A 19,141-nucleotide genomic window follows, 5' to 3' on the forward strand; every position below is an offset into this window, starting at 1 on the left:
GCTGTATCTGCCGGGCAGACTGGGCAAAACGTAGCGACGCAGGTTTCATGGCGCAAAAAACCTCGGGTCGTCAGCCGATGGCTTGGGCGGTTCAGACAAGCTTGCCGGTGCTCGCGATGCTGGCCGAGAGCGGCGTGGCGAGGGCCATCGGGTCGGTGAAGCGGCGGATGTCGAACGGGCTGATCAAGGTGCCGGTGCTGCCGGTGCTGATCAACTCGGCCATGACATCGCCGACGCCTGGGCCGAGCTGGAAACCATGCCCGCAGAACCCGAAGGCATAGAACAGCCCCGGCACCCTGCCGCTGGGGCCCATGATCGGCAGCGAGTCGGGGGTATAGCTCTCGATGCCGCTCCACACGCGGATGATGTTGAGGTGGCCGACCCCCGGCAGCAGGCGATTCATCTGGTGCATCTGGTTGAGCAGGCTTTCCGGCCGGAAGTAGGCGCGACGGTTGATCATGTCCGGCTTGCAGCGGTTGCCACCGCCGATGATGAGATTGCCCCGGGGGATCTGCCGGAAGTAGATCACTTCTTCCTTGATCTTGGTGAACACTCCAATCACTGTCGGCAACGCATAGGGCACCGGTTCAGTGACCGACATCTGTGGCCCGTTGGGCTCCAGGGGCACGGCTTCGTCGAACTGTTCGGACAGCCTGGCCCCCCAGGCGCCCGCCGTGATCAGCAACTGCTCGCCGATGAACTGCTGGCCGTCGGTGGTGGTCACGTGGAATTCGCCGTTGACCTTTTGCACGTCGGCCACTTCCGTGCGTTCGCGGACGTGGGCCCCGGCCCGGGTTGCCGCGCGGGCAAAGGCCGGGGCCGCCAGGCGCGGATTGGCGTGACCGTCGTGGGGGGCGTAGGAGCCGCCCTTGACCTCGGGGCCGAGGAAGGGAAAGCGCTCGTGCAAGGCCTTGCCGGTGATGATCTGCAAGTCCAGCGCCCGAGCCTCGGGGGCGTCGGCGTAGGCCTGCAGCTCGGCGATCTCGTCTTCGCGATAACACACGCGCATGTGGCCGCTGGGAATGAATTCCAGGTCGTCGCCGATCAGTTCGGGTAGCCGTTTCCATAACCCGTAGGAGCGGTTGGACAGCTCCAGTTGGCCAAGGAATCGTCCCTGGCGCCGCACGTTGCCGAAGTTCACCCCACTGGCGTACTGGCCGATCAGGTCGCGTTCCAGCAACGTCACCGAACGCCCGCGCTGGCGCAGGAAAAACGCCGACGCCGAGCCCATGATGCCGCCGCCGATAATCAGTACATCGCTTTTTTGTGGCTTCATGATGTGTGCTCGATGGGCCCATGGGGCGAGGGTGAATAGGTGCCCTCGGGGACACCGGCCAGCGCTTCGATTTCGGTGAGGTAACCGAGATGCAGGGCCGGCACCGGGACCACGGCCTGGGGGTAATGCCTACCCGGCGCGGCAGGCTGGGGGGTATGAATCAAGTCGATTTCACCAGCCATGCAGGCGACTCCAGGTCTGGATTTCGCCGCTGGCCTCACAGGCGCTGTACTGAGGAAACTGCGCGCCCGTGGCGCACGCGTGGTTGGGCAGGATGCGCAGGCGGCTGCCGACGGGAAACCGTGTCGTGATGTCCACGTTTGCGGGCTGTTCCAGGGTGATGATGCCGTGCTCCTGATTGGCGCCGGTGAGCCGCGCGCCGTCGATCCAGTCGCCGGCCTCGTTGCACACCTGGCCGTAGCCAAAGTCGCGCCGTTGGCGCTGCGTCCCCCGGTCGCGACTCATGGCCATCCAGCCGGCATCGGTGATGATCCAGCCTTTGTCTTTCTGATGACCGATCACGGTGGTCAGTACGCTCAGGGCCAACTCGTCGGCGGCGCAAACACCGACGTTGTGCATCACCAGGTCGAAGAACACATACACCCCGGCGCGAACTTCGGTGACGCCTTCCAGGTGCTGCGCCGACAAGGCCGTGGGTGTCGAGCCGATGCTGACCTGCGGGCAGGCCAGGCCGGCTTCGCGGATGCGCTGGGCGGCGCTGACACAGGCGTGCCGCTCCTGTTCGGCCAAGGCTTGCAGCGCCTGGGGCGTGTCGAGTTCGTAGCTGGATCCGGCGTGGGTCATCACGCCGCACAGGTGCATGCCGCCGTCGCTGAGTGTCCGCGCGATGTCGACGAGCGACGGGTCCTCGACCCGCAGGCCGGATCGATGGCCGTCGCAATCGATCTCGATCCAGACGGCGAAACGTTCGTCGTGGTGCCCGCCGAAATCGACGACGGCCTGGGCGGCGGCCAGGCTGTCGACCAGGAGGCTCAGCTGGCAGCCCTTGCGCCTGAGGGCCAGGGCCTGGGGCAATTTGCCAGGAGCCATGGCGACCGCATAGAAGATGTCCTGGATGCCGTTGGCGAAACAGTGTTGCGCCTCCTTCAAGGTGGAGACGGTGATCCCGCTGGCGCCGGCCTGGATCTGTGCCTGGACCACGGGCAGGCATTTGCTGGTCTTGATGTGCGGGCGCAGGCGAACGCCCAATGCGTCCATGCGTTGCTGCATGCGTTGGATATTGCGCTGCATTCGCGGCACATCGATGAGCGCAACGGGGGTGTCGAGAGAGGCAAGGGAGGCAGGCATGGGCAGGACTCGGTGAGGGGAGACAGGGCGACTCTACGCAGCCATCGTGAAGTTATGGTTCAATGCTTCGTCATCTATCATTAAGTTGAATTGAATGATTGCCATCGAAGACCTGCGCATGGCCGTGACGCTGGCGCGTTCCGATTCGTTGAGTGCCGCCGCCAGGGCCCTCAATGTCTCGCCACCGGCGCTATCCATGCGTTTGCGCAAGCTGGAAACGCTGCTCGGCCTGACCTTGGCCAACCGCGACGCCCGGCGCCTGAGCCTGACCGCCGACGGCGAGCGGTTCTCGCGCCAGAGCGCGCTGTTGCTGGAGCAGTTGGAGGCGCTGCCCGAGTCGTTCAAGCAACAGGACGATCAGCTGGCCGGCACCCTCAGGCTGGCGGCGCCGTTCGGCTATGGTCGACAACGCATCGCGCCGCTGCTGGCCCGTTTCGCCCGGCTGCATCCGCACCTGTGCCTGCACCTGGATTTGCGCGAAACGCCCTGGCCTGATCGCCATGACAGCGACGCGGTGATACACGTCGGCGCCCTCAGTGACAGCCAGTGGGTGGCCCGGCCCCTGACCCAGAATGATCGATGGCTCTGCGCAAGTCCGGCCTATCTGGAGCAGTACGGTACGCCTGCGTTACCTGAGCAACTGGCTGAACACCGCTGCATCTGTATTCGGGAAAACGATGAAGACGTCACGCTGTGGCATCTGCGCAACGGGCAGGGGCGCAAGACGTTGCGCATCAAGCCCGCGCTATTGAGCAACGACGGCAGCGTGGCCCGGCGTTGGGCCGAGCAGGGGCTGGGCTTGGTGCTGCGCTCGCAATGGGACGTCAGCAAAGCCATCGCCGAAGGCCGCCTGCTGCGGGTGCTCGCTGATTGGCAATTCGACAGCGCCCCGATCAACCTGCTGGTGCCCTCGCGCAAGCTCCGCAGCGCACGGGTACAGGCCTTGGTGAGCTTCTTCGAGGCTGAATTGAAGGCCTGAGTTCTACAGGCCTACCGCCTTCGCGAGCAAGCTCGCTCCCGCAGTGGTTTGGTGGGGTGCATCCAGTGCAGCAACACCCGATACCTCCTGTGGGCGCGAGCTTGCTCGCGAAAGCGATCGTCCATTCCACACAGCCGGCAGCACTGCCTATTCCAGGCGTAGATTCTGCCGTAAAGCACCCTTTGCAGCGCCGGTTTGCGCACCATAACTGCCCGCAAAGCCTCAGAAACACGGGTGCAGCGCCCACGCCTGGAGCATCCCGCAAAGTCTGCTGAGGGAGCCCCGCAAAACGGTGGTTTGTACCAAGCGGCCAGTATTTTTAACCGTTTTTCCACGGTCTCATGGTGTTGTAATGAAAACGTGATGCAGCGATGCCGCGACGCCTCACGACCCGCAGCAATGTTTGCCACGTCAGGCCCTCAACCATCATCAGGACCCGCACTCATGAGCTTTCTTCGACCCAAGTACATCACCTTCGACTGCTACGGCACGTTGACCAATTTCCAGATGGGCACCATGACCCGCGAGCTGTTTGCCGACCGTGTCAGCGCCGGGCAGATGGACCAGTTCGTCACGGACTTCGCCGCCTATCGCCTGGACCAGGTGATGGGTGACTGGCGGCCCTATGATGAAATCATCAAGACCTCCCTGATGCGGGTCTGCAAGCGTTGGGGCGTCGAGTACCGGGGCGAAGGCCAGCTCTATTACGATGCCGTTCCCACCTGGGGCCCGCACGCCGACGTACCGGCGGGCCTGTCGAAGATCGCCGACAAGATCCCCCTGGTGATTTTCTCCAACGCGATGGACGAGCAGATCATGTCCAACGTCGACAAGCTCGGCGCGCCTTTTCATAAAGTCTTCACCGCCCAGCAGGCCCAGGCCTACAAGCCGCGCCTGGCGGCCTTCGAATTCATGCTCGACAACTTAGGCTGCGGGCCGGAGGACGTGCTGCACGTCTCGTCCAGTTTCCGCTACGACCTGATGCCCGCCCACGACATGAAGATCAGGAACAAAGCCTTCGTCGCCCGTGGCCATGAACAACCAGGCAACGCCATCTACGGCTACCACCAGATCGCCGATATCGGTGGCTTGCCCGGCCTGGTCGGGCTCTGAGGCGCACGCATTCTTCAAGGTCAAAGGGGTTAGACATGGGCAGTGAGTCCTATTGGCTCGATACCGCACCGGCGTTCACCGGTGCCCAGCTCGGCGGGTTGCCGGGGCAGGTCGACGTCGCCATCGTGGGTGGTGGCTTCACCGGCCTGGCGGCGGCCCGCGCCTTGGCCTTGAAGGGCGCCAGCGTGGTAGTGCTGGAGGCCGGCAGAGTGATCGGCGAAGCGTCGGGGCGCAACGGCGGCCATTGCAGCACCGGCGTGGCCCAGGACTACGCCGCACTCACCGCCAGCCTTGGCGCCGATAAGGCGCGTGCCTATTACCAGGCCTACGAAAGCGCGGTGCAAAGCGTCGTTTCACTGGTGGAGCAGGAGAGGATTGCCTGCGACCTCAAGCGCAACGGCAAGCTCAAACTGGCCGCCAAGCCGATGCACTACGAAGGGTTGGCGCGCACTTGCGAGCTGATTCGCAAGGAGGTCGATGCCCAGGTCCAATTGCTGTCTGCGCAAGAGGCCCGGGCGGAGGTCAACTCCAGCCAGTTCCACGGCGGCCTGTTGCAGCGCAACGGCGTGCAGATGCACGTCGGGCGCTTCGGGATCGGCCTGGCCGAGGCGGCGGCGCGTCACGGCGCGCTGATCTTCCAGGGCGTCACGGTCAAGGACTGGAAGGCCAGCGCCGGCGGCTATCAGGTCAACACCAGCAAGGGCACGTTGCACGCCTCGCAGGTCTTGTTGGCGACCGGCGCCAGCCAGCAGGGCGGCTTGGGTTGGTATCGGCGGCGCATTGTCCCGGTGGGCAGCTTCGTGGTGGCTACTGAGGTGTTGCCGGACGCATTGATCGACAGCCTGCTGCCGGCCCGGCGCTCCTATGTCACCAGCCGGATGATCGGCAATTACTTCCGGTTGACGCCGGACAATCGCCTGCTGTTTGGCGGCCGCGCCCGGTTTGCCATGTCCGACAGCGTGTCCGATGCCAAGAGCGGCAAGGTGCTGCAAGCGGCGATGGTGCGGATGTTCCCGCAACTGGCGAACACCCGGATCGATTATTGCTGGGGCGGCCTGGTGGACATGACGTCCGATCGCCTGCCCCGGGCCGGGCAGCATGGCGGGGTGTTCCACTCCATGGGCTACAGCGGCCATGGCGTGCAGATGTCGGTGCACATGGGCCAGGTCATGGCCGAGGTCATGGCCGGCAAGGCCGAGGCCAATCCTTGGCGTGAACTCGATTGGCCGGCCATCCCCGGCCACTTCGGCAAGCCTTGGTTCCTGCCGTTGGTGGGGGCGTACTACCGGCTGCAGGACTACCTGCACTGAGTTTCATGAAGTTGCTTGGCGTTCCATTCACGTTGCGTCAACCGTGCGCAACCGAGCCCTTATCACTTGGAAAGGTAGAACTGACATGACTGACAATAAGAACAGCATCGACAGCCAGTTGATTACCGGCACAGAAAGTCTGCGTGTTTTCGAAGGGCTCAACCGCGGCATGTCGCGTCGCCACGCCTTGCAGATGCTGGGGCTGGCGGGTGTCGCGGCAGCGGGGGCCGGCAGCCTGTTCGGCGCCGCTGGCAAGTTGTTCGCCGATGAACAGGCCAACCCCGGCAAAGGCAAGCCCGGCGGGCGTATCCGCGTCGCGGGCATCTCCAGCTCGACCGCCGATACCCTGGACCCGGCCAAAGGCTCGTCGTCCACCGACTACGTACGTCACTACATGTTCTACAACGGCCTGACCCGTTTCGACAGCCACATGGTGCCGCAACTGGAGCTGGCCGAACGCATCGACACCACCGACGCCACGCTCTGGGTCGTCACCCTGCGCAAGGAAGTGACGTTCCACAACGGCAAGGGGCTGACCGCTGCCGATGTGGTGTATTCGCTGATGCGCCACAAAGACCCGATCACCGGTTCCAAGGTCATGTCGCTGGCGGAGCAGTTCGCCGAGGTCAAGGCCACCGGCACCCACGAGGTGCAGATCCGCCTGAGCGGCCCGAATGCCGAACTGCCGTCGATCCTCGCCGTTTCTCACCTGCTGATCGTCCCGGAGGGCACCAGCGACTTCAACCAGGGCATCGGGACCGGGCCGTACAAGGTCAAGGAATTCAAGCCTGGGGTGCGTTCGATCGGTGTACGCAACACCGGCTACTGGAAACCCGGCCTGCCGTACCTGGACGAGATCGAATTCATCGGCATCGGCGACGAGCCGTCGCGGGTCAACGCGCTGCTGTCGGGCGACGTGCAGATCATCAACGAGGTCAACCCGCGTTCGACCACGCGGATCAAGGACAGCAGCGGCCATCGTGTGGTGGATTCCCCGTCGGGCAACTACACCGACCTGATCATTCGCCAGGACCAGATGCCCGGCCAGAGCGCCGAGTTCACCGAGGCGCTGAAACTGCTGCTGGACCGCGAGCAGGTCAAGTCGGCGATCTTCCGTGGCTTCGCCCGGGTCGGCAACGACCACCCCATCGCCCCCGGCGCACGGTTCTACAACGCCGACCTGCCTCAGCGGGTCTACGACCCGGAGAAGGCCAGGTTCCTGCTCAAGAAGGCCGGCATGGAAAGCATCAGCATGCCGTTGATGTGCTCGCCGGCCGCCACCGGTTCGGTGGACGTGGCCGTGCTGTTGCAGCAATCGGCCAAGGAAGCCGGGCTCAAGCTCAACGTCAACCGCCTGCCGAGCGATGGCTACTGGTCCAACCACTGGGCCAAGCACCCGCTGAGTTTCGGCAACATCAACCCGCGTCCCAACGCCGACATGCTGTTTTCGCAGTTCTTCCAGTCCTCGGCGCCGTGGAACGAGTCCGGTTGGAAGAACCCGCAGTTCGACCAACTGTTGGTGCAGGCCCGGGGGGAAACCGACGAGGCCAAGCGCGGCAAGATGTACGCCGACATGCAGACCCTGGTGCACGACCACAGCGGCATCGGCATTCCGGTGTTCATCAGCAACATCGACGGCGTCGACCAGCGCGTCAAGGGCTATGGCACCAACCCGCTGGGCGGTTTCATGGGCTACATGTTCGCCGAGCAAGTCTGGCTGGACGCCTGATGAGCGTCGGGTATCGGCCGGGTGACCGGGCAGGAGGGCAGGGTGATGAATAGCAGCACACTGTGGCTGATCGGCCGGCGCGCAGGCGCCGCGATCGTGACGCTGTTGATCGTCTCGATGGTGGTGTTCGCCATCACGGCGGTGTTGCCGGGAGATGCGGCGCAACAGGCCCTTGGACAGTTCGCCACGCCGGAGCAGGTCGCGGCGCTGCGGGTGAAGATGGGCCTCGATCAGCCGGGCGTGCTGCGCTACCTGCACTGGTTGACGAGCCTGCTCAGTGGCGACCTCGGCGTGTCGGTCTCCAATGCCGTGCCGGTCACCGAGCTGATGGCAGGCAGGGTGCCCAACACGCTGATGCTGGCGGCCACCACGGCGCTGGTCTCGGTGCCCGTGGCATTGATCCTGGGCATTGGCTCGGCGATGTGGCGTGGTGGCCGCGTCGACGGTTTCATGAGCTTCTTCACCCTGATGATGGTGGCGGTGCCGGAGTTCCTGGTCGCGACCCTGGCGGTGCTGATTTTCGCGGTGAACCTGGGTTGGCTTTCGGCACTGTCCTACGCCAGTGAAATCACCTCGCCGTGGCAGTTCATGCGCACCTACGCCTTGCCGGTGATGACGCTGTGCTGCGTGATCGTTGCGCAGATGGCGCGCATGACCCGGGCAGCGGTGATCGATCAACTGGACAGCCCCTACGTGGAAATGGCCCGCCTCAAGGGCGTGAGTGCGGTGCGGGTGGTGCTGCGGCATGCCTTGCCCAACGCGATTGGACCGATCGCCAACGCCATCGCCTTGAGCCTCTCCTACCTGCTGGGCGGGGTGGTGATCGTCGAGACGATTTTCAACTACCCCGGCATCGCCAGCCTGATGGTCGATGCCGTGACCAACCGTGACATGGCGCTGGTCCAGGCCTGCACCATGCTGTTCTGCACGGCGTACCTGATGTTGGTGCTGATTGCCGATCTGTGCGCGATCCTTTCCAATCCGAGGCTGAGAAACCAATGAACAATCCCATTGTGAAATCCCCGACGGCGGCGGTCGCACTGGCATTGGGCAAGGACGCTCACGGTTCGTCCTGGCTGGGGCTGATCGGCGCCGTGATGTGCGCGGTCTGGCTGCTGGTGGCGATCTTCGGCCCCTGGCTGGCACCGCACCCGGTGGGCGAAGTGGTCTCCGACAATATCTTCGACAGTTTCAGCGCGGCCTACCCGCTGGGCACCGATTACCTGGGGCGCGACATGCTCAGCCGCATTCTCGTGGGCGCGCGCCTCACGGTGGGCCTGGCGCTGGTGGCGGCGGTCCTGGCCAGTGGGCTCGGCACCAGTTGCGCGCTGCTGTCAGTGGTCTCGCCCAAGTGGCTGGATGAACTGATCAGTCGGCTGATGGACGCCTTCATTTCGATCCCGAGCAAGATGCTGGCGCTGATCATGGTCTCGGCCTTCGGTTCGTCGGTGACGCTGCTGGTGTGCACGGCGGTGCTGAGCTACACGCCGGGCGCGTTTCGCATCGCCCGCAGCATGGCGGTGAATATCGAGGCGCTGGAGTACGTGCAAGTGGCCCGCACCCGGGGCGAGCGGCGGCTGTACGTCGCCTGTGTGGAAATCCTGCCGAACATGCTCAACCCGGTGCTGGCTGACCTGGGGTTGCGCTTTGGCTTCATCGTCCTGCTGCTCAGCGGCATGAGCTTCCTCGGCCTCGGTGTGCAACCGCCGGACGCCGACCTGGGATCGCTGGTGCGCGAGAACATCGGTGGCCTCAACCAGGGCGCACCGGCCATCGTGATTCCGGCATTGGCCATCGGCACCCTGACCATTGGCGTCAATCTGTTTATCGATCGCCTGTCGTCACGGCGCAATCGACGTTCGGGAGGCCATTGATATGAGCGAATTGATCCGAGTCGACAACCTGCGGGTGGTCGCCAGTGGCGAGCGCGGTGACGTGGAGATCGTCAAGGGCGTGAGCTTCGCCCTGGAAAAAGGCGAGGTGCTGGCCCTGATCGGCGAGTCCGGCTCCGGCAAGACCACCATCGCCCTGGCGCTGCTCGGCTACGCCCGGCGCGGTTGTCGCCTGGCGGGTGGGGTGGTGCAGATCGGCGAGCACGACATGCTCGCATTGAGCGAGAGCGAGTTGCAGGGCTTGCGTGGCAACCGAGTCTCGTACATCGCCCAAAGCGCCGCGGCGGCGTTCAACCCGGCCAAAAGGCTGATCGACCAAGTGGTGGAAGGGGCACTGATCCATGGCCTGGGCAGTCGGGCCACGCTGGAAGCCAAGGCCATGGAGTTGTTTCGCGACCTGGCGTTGCCGAACCCCGAACGCATCGGCCGCCGCTATCCTCATCAAGTGTCCGGCGGACAATTGCAGCGGGTCATGGCGGCCATGGCGCTGATCAGCGACCCGCTGCTGGTGGTGCTCGACGAGCCGACCACTGCCCTGGACGTGACCACCCAGATCGATGTGTTGCGTGCCTTCAAACGCGTGGTGCGCGAGCGCGGCGCCACGGCGGTCTACGTGTCCCACGACCTGGCCGTCGTGGCCCAGATGGCCGACCAGATCGTGGTGCTCAACGGCGGGCAGATCTTCGAGCAGAGCGCCACCGCGCCGTTGCTCAAGGGCCCGGCCCACGCCTACACCCGCAGCCTGTTGGCGGCGGCGCGACCGGACATGACCCTGCGCCCGCCGTGCGGCGTGGCGCAAGACACGCCGCTGCTGACCATCCAGGGCTTGACCGCCGGCTACGGCAACAAGGATGCGCGCGGCATGCCGACGATCCGCGTCCTGGAGGACATCGACCTGACGGTGCGCCGGGGCCAGGCCATCGGTGTGATCGGTGAGTCGGGTTCGGGCAAGTCGACCCTGGCGCGGGTGGTGGCGGGGTTGCTGACCCCGGCGGTCGGCGGGCTGGCGTTCGACGGGCACCCCTTGGGTGGCAGCCTGTCCGAGCGCACCGATGAGCAGTTCCGACGGATCCAGATGGTGTTCCAGAACGCCGACACCGCGCTCAATCCGATGCACAGCATCAGCACCATCCTGGGCCGGCCGCTGAAGATGTATTTCGGCCTCAAGGGCGCGGCCCTGCGTGAGCGTATCGGTGAGCTGCTGGACCTGGTACGCCTGCCGCGGGACTTGGCCGAACGCCGCCCCGGCGAGCTTTCCGGCGGGCAGAAACAGCGCGTCAACCTGGCCCGGGCGCTGGCGGCCAAGCCGGACCTGATCCTGTGCGATGAAGTGACCTCGGCCCTCGACACCGTGGTCGGCGCGGCGATCCTCGAACTGCTGCGCGACCTGCGCCAGCAATTGGGGGTTTCCTACCTGTTCATCAGCCATGACATCTCCACGGTGCGGGCGCTGTGCGACGACATCGTGGTGATGTACAGCGGCTACAAGGTCCAGGCCGGTGCGCGGCAAGCCTTCGCCCAGGCGCCGTTCCATCCCTACACCGACCTGTTGATCCATTCGGTGCCAGAAATGCGCCAGGGCTGGCTGGAAAGCTGCGGCGCCACGACTTGCGGCTCGCTGCCCGCCCTGGGGCCGAGGGCCGATGTGCCGGGGTTGTGCACCTTTCTCGAACGTTGCCCGGTGCGGGTCGATGGCGTGTGCAATCGCACCGCGCCACCGCGACGAATCATCGACGGCGGCAGCGAAGTGCTCTGTCATCACGACAGCGGCGAGCTGCTCAAGACCCAACAGGATTCAAACAGCATGATCGTGGGAGCCTACGCATGAACGCGCGTTTTGTGAGGTTGGCCGAACAGGGCCGGCCCGTTGTCCGATTGAAGGTCGATGGCGAACCCATCGAGGCGTTGCAGGGCGACACGCTGATGGTCGCGCTGTTGACCCATGGCCCGGCGCTGCGCCAGTCGGAGTTCGACCCCGGCAGTCGCGCCGGCTTCTGCCTGATGGGGGCCTGCCAGGATTGCTGGGTCTGGACCCGCGGCGGCGAGCGCCTGCGCGCTTGTTCCAATGAAGTGCGCGAAGGACTGGACATCATCACCCGGCAACCGGAGGCGATATGGCCACTGCGCGGATGAACACTCATCGAATTGCCATCGTCGGCGCGGGCCCGGCTGGCGTGCGGTGCGCCGAGACCCTGGTGGCGGCGGGCTTCAGGCCGATCCTGATCGACGAAAATCGTCGCGACGGCGGGCAGATCTATCGCCGCCAGCCCGAAGGCTTCACTCGCAGCTACGCGACGCTGTACGGCACCGAGGCGGACAAGGCCAGGGCCTTGCACGACAGCTTCGATCGTCTGCGCCCGCAGATCGACTATCGCCCGGACACCCTGGTCTGGAACCTGACGCCGGGCCAGCTGTGTTGCGTCAGCCAGGGCGTGCATTCGACGGTGGAGTACGACGCCCTGATTCTTTGCACCGGTGCCACCGACCGCTTGATGCCGGTCGAAGGCTGGCAACTGGGCGGCACCTACAGCCTCGGCGGGGCGCAGATCGCGCTCAAGGCCCAGGCCGTTTCCATCGGCCATCGCGTGGTGTTCATGGGCAGCGGGCCGTTGCTGTACCTGGTCGCCAGCCAGTATGTGAAAGCCGGGGCCTCGGTGGCCGCTGTGCTGGACACCTCGCCCCTGGGCCATCGGCTCAAGGCCTTGCCCAAGCTCATGGCACGCCCGGGATTACTGTTCACCGGGCTGAAACTGCTGGCGCAACTGTATCGGGCGAAGATCCCGGTGCACCTGGGCATTTCTCCCCTCGGCGTGCTCGGCGAGGCCAGCCGTGGCGTCAGCGGCGTGCGGGTGCGCCGCGCGAATGGCGAGACGTTGACCGTGGCATGCGACGCGCTGGCGCTGGGTTACCACCTGCGGTCGGAGACTCAACTGGCCGACCTGGCGGGCTGCCGCCTGCGCTTTGACGAGGCGAGCAGTCAATGGTGGCTGGACACGGACGCCGAGGGCCGGACCTCGGTCAGTGGCGTCTACGCGGCCGGCGATGGGGCGAAGGTCCGCGGTGCCGATGCCGCCGAACATGCCGGTCGCCTGGTCGCCATGGCGCTGCTCCGTGACCTGCAACAGCCGGTGGAGGCGACACACCTGGCCGATCAGCAGCGTGCGCTCAAGGTCATGGATGCGTTTCGCCTGGGCCTGGCCGAGGCATTCCCCTGGCCTGCCGAACAAGCCGGGGCCTTGCCGGACGAGGCCATCGTCTGTCGCTGCGAAATGATCAGCGCCGGCGAGTTGCGCCGCACCGTCAGCGAGAAGGGCGCCTGCGAAGTGAACCGGGCCAAGGCGTTCAGCCGGGTCGGCATGGGCCGCTGCCAGGGTCGTTACTGTTCCCAGGCCGGGGCCGAAGTGATCGCCGCCGCCGCTGGCATCCCGGTGCAGGAGGTGGGGCGCCAACGTGGCCAGGCACCGGTGAAACCGCTTTCGATGCTGACCCGGGAGGTAACCCCATGACGGTGCAACGAGCCGATGTGGTGATTGTCGGCGGCGGCCTGATGGGCTCGGCCACGGCGTTTTTCCTGCGGCAGCGGGGGCAGTCGGTGATCCTGCTGGAGCGTGACCAGGTCGGTCAGTACGCCAGCGGTGTGAACTTCGGCAATGTGCGACGCCAGGGGCGTTTTCTCGGGCAGTTGGAACTGGCGAACCGTTCGTGGGCCTTGTGGAAGCGCCTGCCGGAGTTGATCGACGATGACCTGGAATTCATCGCCAGCGGTCACATGCGCGTGTGTTATCGCGAGGATGAAATTGCCGAGCTCCAAGCCTACGCGGCGGCGCCTGAAGCGGCGCAGCTGGATTTGCAGATCTACCGGGGCGCCGAGCTGCACGAGCGCTTCCCGTTCCTGGGCAAGGATGTCAAGGGCGGCTCCTATGCGCCGCACGACGGGCATGCCAACCCCCGCCTGGCGGCACCTGCGTTTGCGCGGGCGGCCCGGCGGCTCGGGGCGCGGATCGAAGAGCGCACCGAGGTGGCCGAAGTGCACAAGAGTGGCGACGGGTTTGGCGTGACCACCACCGATGGCCGCCAGTTCAGCGCCGCGCAGTTGCTGATCACCGCCGGTGCCTGGGGCGAGAAGCTCTCGGCGCAATTCGGCGAACCGGTTCCCCTGGAAACCAACGGCCCGCAGATGGCCGTCACCGAACCGGTGCCGTATGCCTTGCCGACGGTGATCGGCGTGTACACCAAAATCCCCGAAGAGGTGATCTACTTCCGCCAGATCCCGCGGGGCAACATCATCATTGGCGGGGGATATCGCAGCAAGCCGGACATGCTCAACCGCCGGGCCTACGTCGAGCCGCGCAGCATCCTCAACCAACTGGAGCAGATGCGGCGCCTGGTGCCGGGCATCGACAACCTCAACATCATCCGGGTGTGGAGCGGTATCGAAGGCTACCTGTCGGATGCTTTGCCGGTGATGGGTCGCAGCGGCAATGTCGACGGTCTGTTCTATGCTTTCGGCTTCAGCGGCCACGGCTTCCAGCTCGGCCCGGGCGTCGGCGACGTCATGGCCGAACTGATCAGCACCGGCAGCACCAGCACTTCCATCGAGCCGTTTTCCATTCGCCGGTTCGCCTCATCCGCCGAGCAACGGAGCAAGGCCTCATGAAACCTCGGGTACTGGCCATCCTCGAACGCCTGCTGGCCTTTGAAACGGTCTCCTCGCAGTCGAACCTCGCCTTGATCGAATATGTGCGCGACCTGTTGCTGAGCAAGGGCATCGATTCACTGATCGTCGAGGATGAAAGCGGCAAGAAAGCCAACCTGTTCGCCAGCACCGGGCCACGGGAGTTGCCGGGGATCCTGTTGTCCGGGCACACCGACGTGGTGCCGGCGGCCGGGCAGGCCTGGACGGTCCCGGCGTTCCAGGCGACGCTGCGGGACGGCCGGATCTACGGCCGTGGCAGCTGCGACATGAAGGGCTTCATCGCCCTGGCCATCGACGCCATGCTCGATGCGGCCGAGCATCCGTTGAGCCGGCCGTTGCAGCTGGCGTTGTCCCACGACGAGGAAATCGGTTGCGTGGGGGTGCGACGCTTGCTCGATGTGCTGCACCTGGCGCCGGTGCGACCGTTCCTGTGTGTGATCGGCGAGCCGACCAACATGCAGTTCGTGCTCGGCCATAAGGGCAAGGGTTCCTACCGCACCTACTGCCGTGGCCTGGAGGCGCATTCGTCGCTGGCGCCGCGCTCGGTGAATGCGATCCACCTGGCCTGCGACTTCATCGCCGCCTTGCGCCAGAGCCAGCAGCGGTTGCAGGCGCATGGAGCGCAGGATGCGGATTACGACGTGCCCTACAGCACCGTGCATGTGGGGCAGATTGTCGGTGGCAAGGCGCTGAACATCGTGCCGAACCTGTGCACCCTGGATTTCGAGGTGCGCAACCTGCCGGCCGATGACCTCGACGGGTTCCTGGAGCAGTTGCGCGAACACGCCGAATTGATCGTCAGGGAGGCCAGGCAGTTGTCCAGCGTGGCGGCCATCGAGATCGAAACCGTGAACGTCTACCCGGGCCTGGACACTCACCCGAGCGTCGAGGCGGTGCGTTTCCTCAAGGCCTTCGCTGCCCCGGACACCGGCACCGCCAAGGTCTCCTTCGGCACCGAGGGCGGCCTGTTCAAGCAACGCCTGGACGTGCCGGTGGTGGTCTGCGGCCCGGGCTCGATCGAACAGGCGCACAAGCCCGATGAGTTCATCGAGATCAGCCAGATGGAAGCGGGCGAGCGATTCCTGGATGGGCTGCTGGGATCGCTCAAGCGCTAGATTTCTGTGGGAGCTTGCTCGCGAAAATGGTGTGTCAGCCGCTGCCTAGGTAGCTGACCTGACGCCTTCGCGGATAAGCCCGCTCCCACGGGGTTTCTGCTTGCCGCAATTATCGCAGCCACCCCAAAAACAACTGTGCGAGCTTGCCCCCACTCGGGATTCTCCAACAAGGGGAATCATCAGGATCAGGTTGATTCCGGCGGTCGGTAGAGCCTGCCGTCCCATCGCGATTTTCAGCATCCAACACTGCGCCAAAATACCCTTTCAGCATCCTGCCCCGTGGCATCTCCCTAGACTGGAATGACCTCGGAACAGGACACGACCATGCTCAAGAATCGCCTGAAAGACCCCAGCCTGCTGGTAGAACTCGCCTACATCGATGGTCAATGGGCCGCCGCTGATGACGCGGCCACCCTCGACGTGCTGGACCCGTCCAGCGGCCAGTGCCTCGCGCGGGTGCCGGCGATGCAGGGCGGCGAAACCCACCGCGCCATCGAGGCCGCCGAGCGTGCCTGGCCAGCCTGGCGTGCGCGCCCGGCCGCCGAGCGCGCGGCGCTGCTGGAGCGCTGGTACCAGGCCATGATCGACAACCTCGACGACCTGGCGCTGATCATGACCTGTGAACAGGGCAAGCCGCTGAACGAAGCCAAAGGTGAAATTCGCTACGGCGCCAGTTTCGTCAAATGGTTTGCCGAGGAAGCCCGCCGGGTGTACGGCGAGACCATCCCGACGCCCAGCGGCGACCGGCGCCTGCTCACGCTCAAGCAGCCGGTGGGCGTCTGCGCGGCCATCACGCCGTGGAACTTCCCCAACGCGATGATCACCCGCAAATGTGCGCCGGCCCTGGCGGCGGGCTGCCCGGTGATCGTCAAGCCGTCGGACCTGACCCCGTTGTCGGCGCTGGCGCTGGCGCTGCTGGCCGAGCGGGTGGGGATTCCGGCCGGGGTGTTCAACGTCGTCACCGGCCTGCCCACGGCCATCGGCGAAGCGCTGACCAGCAACCCGGTCGTGCGCAAGATTTCCTTCACCGGCTCAACCGCCGTCGGCCGTTTGCTGATGCGCCAGAGCGCCGAGCACATCAAGCGCCTGAGCCTGGAACTGGGCGGCAATGCCCCGTTCATCGTGTTCGACGACGCCGATCTGGAGCAAGCCGTGGCCGGCATCATGCTCAGCAAGTTTCGCAATGCCGGCCAGACCTGCGTGTGCGCCAACCGCATCCTGGTGCAGGACGGCATCTACGAGCGTTTCGCCGCGCGGCTGGTGGAAGAGGTGGGCAAGCTCAAGGTTGGCAGTGGCCTGGAGGCTGACGTGACGATCGGCCCGCTGATCAATCCGGCCGCGGTCGACAAGGTGGCCCGACATATCGACGATGCCCTGAGCCAGGGCGCTCGGCTGCTGTGTGGGGGCGTGCCTGACGGCGACAGCCAGTTTGTCCAGCCGACGGTGCTGGGGGAGGCCCACGCCGGCATGTTGTTGGCCAGCGAAGAAACCTTCGGCCCGGTGGCGCCGCTGATGCGCTTTAGCACCGAGCAAGAAGCCCTGGCCCTGGCCAATGCCACCCCCTATGGCCTGGGGGCGTACTACTTCACCCAGGACCTGCGCCGCTCATGGCGGGTCGGGGAAGCGCTGGAGTTCGGCATGGTCGGCCTCAATACCGGGATCATTTCCATGGAGGTCGCGCCGTTCGGCGGGGTCAAGCAATCCGGCCTGGGACGCGAAGGCAGCAAGTACGGCCTGGATGAATACCTGGAAGTCAAAGCCTTCCACATCGGTGGGCTGTGAGCCGGTCACCGTTCGAACCAACACCGTGGAGCCACGATAGATGAATAGACCCTTTCGAATCGCCGCCATTGCCGGCGATGGCATTGGCAAGGAAGTCCTGCCGCAAGGATTGCGGGTACTGGAGCAGGCCGCAAAAACATGGCAGTTGGCGCTGAGCATCGAAGTGCTCGACTGGGCCCACTGCGACTACTACCTGGAGCACGGGCAGATGATGCCCGCCGACTGGTTCGAGCGTCTCAAGGGCTTCGACGCGATCTACTTCGGCGCCGTGGGCTGGGCGGACAAGGTCCCGGACCATGTGTCGCTGTGGGGCTCGCTGCTCAAGTTCCGCCGCGACTTCGACCAGTACGTGAACATCCGCCCGGTGCGCCTGTTCCCCGGCGTGCCGTGCCCCCTGGCCGGACGCGAAGCGGGGGACATCGACTTCGTGGTGATCCGCGAGAACACCGAGGGCGAATATTCTTCCGTCGGCGGCAAGATGTTCGAAGGCACCGAGCACGAGTTCGTACTCCAGGAGTCGGTGTTCACCCGGCGCGGTGTCGATCGCATCCTCAAGTTCGCCTTCGACCTGGCCCAGGCCCGGCCGCGCAAGCGCCTGACGGCGGCGACCAAGTCCAACGGCATCTCCATCAGCATGCCCTACTGGGATGAGCGCACGGCGCTGATGGCCGAGCAGTACCCGCAGGTGCAATGGGACAAGCAGCACATCGATATCCTGTGCGCGCGTTTCGTCCTGCAACCGGATCGGTTCGACGTGGTGGTGGCGTCCAACCTGTTCGGCGACATCCTCTCCGACCTGGGTCCGGCCTGTGCCGGCACCATCGGCATCGCGCCCTCGGCCAACCTCGATCCGCAGCGGCGCTTTCCGTCACTGTTCGAGCCGGTGCATGGTTCGGCGCCGGACATCTATGGGCAGAACATCGCCAACCCGATCGCGATGATCTGGTCCGGGGCATTGATGCTCGACTTCCTCGGCAACGGCGATGAACGTTACCGCGCCGCCCACGACGGCATTCTCAAGGCCATCGAGCAGGTGATCGCCGAAGGCCCGATCACCCCCGACCTGGGCGGCCAGGGCTCGACCCAGGACGTCGGCAGGGCGATTACCGAGGCGCTCCGGGCCGATTGAACGCCATCCACTCGCAGCACCTTTGCCCGCGCACACTGCGGGCTTTTTTATGGGACTGCGCAGGTAAACCCTGTGGGTGGGGCGGGGGGATTCAACCTGTCCTACCTGACGACATACACCTTGCGCACATAGACCAGGCTCTTCCAGGCACACGGCGCATTCAGCGGCACGAACACTGTATCGCCCGTGCCGACCAGCAGTTCGCGGCCATCGGCGGCCTGGAGGGTGACGCTGCCTTCGAGCAGGTGCATCAGTTCATGCAGCTTGTGCGGTCGTGAGCCGCGGGTGTAGGGCGTCGAATCCCAGAGGCCGACGCGCAGGTCGGTGGCCTCCTCGACGAACAGATTGTGCGAGCGACATTGCGGCGCGGCACTGAGCAGGATCTGCGCATCGGGCGCCGCCGAAGGCGAGAGCAGGGTGTGGGCGGGCAGTGCCGTGAGCCCGGGCATCCGCGTATCGATCGCCTGCGCATCGGCGCAGAAGGCCCAGAGCGACTGAGGGTGTGCCTCGACCTCCAGTGACGTACCGCGGCCGATCACCGCGCTGTCCCCTGGTTTGAGCTGCAGCGTTAGCGCCGGGCTACGCAGGGTGACGTCGCCGGCGTGCACCACGATCGTTTCACTGAACGGGTAATCCTCGACGGTCAATCGTCCGCTCGCCCGGACCACCCCGGCCGCCATGCCATCCGCGCCATGGTAGGCAATGAGCCTGTCGAACGGATCGTTGGGCCCCAGGGTGCCTTCGGTGAACGGGGTCGAGGGGAGGCGGCCGTCGGCGTGGGCCAGCAGCATGGCGGTGGGTTCGAGCATGGC

Annotated in this window: 17 protein-coding genes; 13 read left to right on the top strand and 4 right to left on the bottom strand. The window is 65.3% G+C overall.

Annotation, left to right across the window (positions count from 1 at the left end; genetic code table 11):
- Positions 1–91: 91 nt before the first annotated feature.
- Genes V3H56_RS10215 through V3H56_RS10225 form a run of 3 tightly spaced genes read right to left on the bottom strand, consistent with a single transcriptional unit; the run spans position 92 to position 2,584 of the window.
- On the bottom strand, positions 92–1,276 hold the full coding sequence (locus tag V3H56_RS10215) for an FAD-dependent oxidoreductase (RefSeq protein WP_338474538.1): 1,185 nt from the start codon (positions 1,274–1,276) through the stop codon (positions 92–94).
- Positions 1,273–1,458 carry a hypothetical protein gene (locus V3H56_RS10220; protein WP_338474539.1) on the bottom strand — a complete coding sequence of 62 codons (186 nt, stop codon included), beginning with the start codon at positions 1,456–1,458 and terminating at the stop codon, positions 1,273–1,275. Before V3H56_RS10220 ends, V3H56_RS10215 begins: the two co-directional genes overlap by 4 nt.
- Positions 1,448–2,584 (bottom strand): DSD1 family PLP-dependent enzyme, encoded by a 1,137-nt coding sequence (locus tag V3H56_RS10225; protein ID WP_338474540.1) that lies wholly within the window; start codon positions 2,582–2,584, stop codon positions 1,448–1,450. Before V3H56_RS10225 ends, V3H56_RS10220 begins: the two co-directional genes overlap by 11 nt.
- Before the next feature lie 94 nt (positions 2,585–2,678).
- Here V3H56_RS10225 and V3H56_RS10230 point away from each other — a divergent pair, with 94 nt between their 5' ends.
- The 13 genes from V3H56_RS10230 to V3H56_RS10290 all read left to right on the top strand — a co-directional run bounded on the left by V3H56_RS10230 (position 2,679) and on the right by V3H56_RS10290 (position 18,329).
- Positions 2,679–3,563, top strand: coding sequence for a LysR family transcriptional regulator (locus V3H56_RS10230; protein ID WP_338474541.1), 885 nt, complete (start codon positions 2,679–2,681; stop codon positions 3,561–3,563).
- Between the two features lie 444 nt (positions 3,564–4,007).
- Positions 4,008–4,676 (top strand): haloacid dehalogenase type II, encoded by a 669-nt coding sequence (locus tag V3H56_RS10235; RefSeq protein WP_042729090.1) that lies wholly within the window; start codon positions 4,008–4,010, stop codon positions 4,674–4,676.
- 35 nt (positions 4,677–4,711) lie between these two features.
- Entirely contained in the window at positions 4,712–5,986 is a 1,275-nt protein-coding gene (locus V3H56_RS10240; protein ID WP_338474542.1) for an FAD-binding oxidoreductase, read from the top strand.
- An 85-nt stretch (positions 5,987–6,071) separates the two neighbouring features.
- A complete protein-coding gene (locus tag V3H56_RS10245) occupies positions 6,072–7,715 on the top strand; it encodes an ABC transporter substrate-binding protein (RefSeq protein WP_123578790.1) in 1,644 nt (547 codons plus the stop codon).
- A 45-nt stretch (positions 7,716–7,760) separates the two neighbouring features.
- Positions 7,761–8,717: an ABC transporter permease gene (locus V3H56_RS10250; RefSeq protein WP_042729087.1), complete on the top strand. Its 957-nt coding sequence runs from the start codon at positions 7,761–7,763 to the stop codon at positions 8,715–8,717.
- A complete protein-coding gene (locus V3H56_RS10255; RefSeq protein ID WP_042729086.1) occupies positions 8,714–9,589 on the top strand; it encodes an ABC transporter permease in 876 nt (291 codons plus the stop codon). The genes V3H56_RS10250 and V3H56_RS10255 overlap by 4 nt, the downstream gene beginning before the upstream one ends.
- 1 nt (position 9,590) lies before the next feature.
- Positions 9,591–11,435, top strand: a complete 1,845-nt coding sequence (locus V3H56_RS10260) for an ABC transporter ATP-binding protein (protein WP_338474543.1) — start codon at positions 9,591–9,593, stop codon at positions 11,433–11,435.
- On the top strand, positions 11,432–11,740 hold the full coding sequence (locus V3H56_RS10265; RefSeq protein WP_042729084.1) for a (2Fe-2S)-binding protein: 309 nt from the start codon (positions 11,432–11,434) through the stop codon (positions 11,738–11,740). The genes V3H56_RS10260 and V3H56_RS10265 overlap by 4 nt, the downstream gene beginning before the upstream one ends.
- On the top strand, positions 11,722–13,113 hold the full coding sequence (locus V3H56_RS10270; protein WP_338474544.1) for an FAD/NAD(P)-binding oxidoreductase: 1,392 nt from the start codon (positions 11,722–11,724) through the stop codon (positions 13,111–13,113). Before V3H56_RS10265 ends, V3H56_RS10270 begins: the two co-directional genes overlap by 19 nt.
- Positions 13,110–14,264, top strand: coding sequence for an FAD-binding oxidoreductase (locus V3H56_RS10275; RefSeq protein ID WP_338474545.1), 1,155 nt, complete (start codon positions 13,110–13,112; stop codon positions 14,262–14,264). Before V3H56_RS10270 ends, V3H56_RS10275 begins: the two co-directional genes overlap by 4 nt.
- Entirely contained in the window at positions 14,261–15,418 is a 1,158-nt protein-coding gene (gene argE / locus V3H56_RS10280) for an acetylornithine deacetylase (protein ID WP_042732804.1), read from the top strand. The genes V3H56_RS10275 and argE overlap by 4 nt, the downstream gene beginning before the upstream one ends.
- Positions 15,419–15,742: 324 nt before the next feature.
- Positions 15,743–17,200 carry an NAD-dependent succinate-semialdehyde dehydrogenase gene (locus tag V3H56_RS10285; RefSeq protein ID WP_047735658.1) on the top strand — a complete coding sequence of 486 codons (1,458 nt, stop codon included), beginning with the start codon at positions 15,743–15,745 and terminating at the stop codon, positions 17,198–17,200.
- Positions 17,201–17,240: 40 nt separating this feature from the next.
- A complete protein-coding gene (locus V3H56_RS10290) occupies positions 17,241–18,329 on the top strand; it encodes a tartrate dehydrogenase (protein WP_338474546.1) in 1,089 nt (362 codons plus the stop codon).
- A 101-nt stretch (positions 18,330–18,430) separates the two neighbouring features.
- Here V3H56_RS10290 and V3H56_RS10295 read toward each other — a convergent pair whose 3' ends face one another.
- On the bottom strand, positions 18,431–19,138 hold the full coding sequence (locus V3H56_RS10295; RefSeq protein ID WP_338474547.1) for a cupin domain-containing protein: 708 nt from the start codon (positions 19,136–19,138) through the stop codon (positions 18,431–18,433).
- Positions 19,139–19,141: the final 3 nt, after the last annotated feature.

This window comes from Pseudomonas sp. MS646 (assembly GCF_036693845.1).
Classification (GTDB): Bacteria; Pseudomonadota; Gammaproteobacteria; order Pseudomonadales; family Pseudomonadaceae; genus Aquipseudomonas; species Aquipseudomonas chlororaphis_E.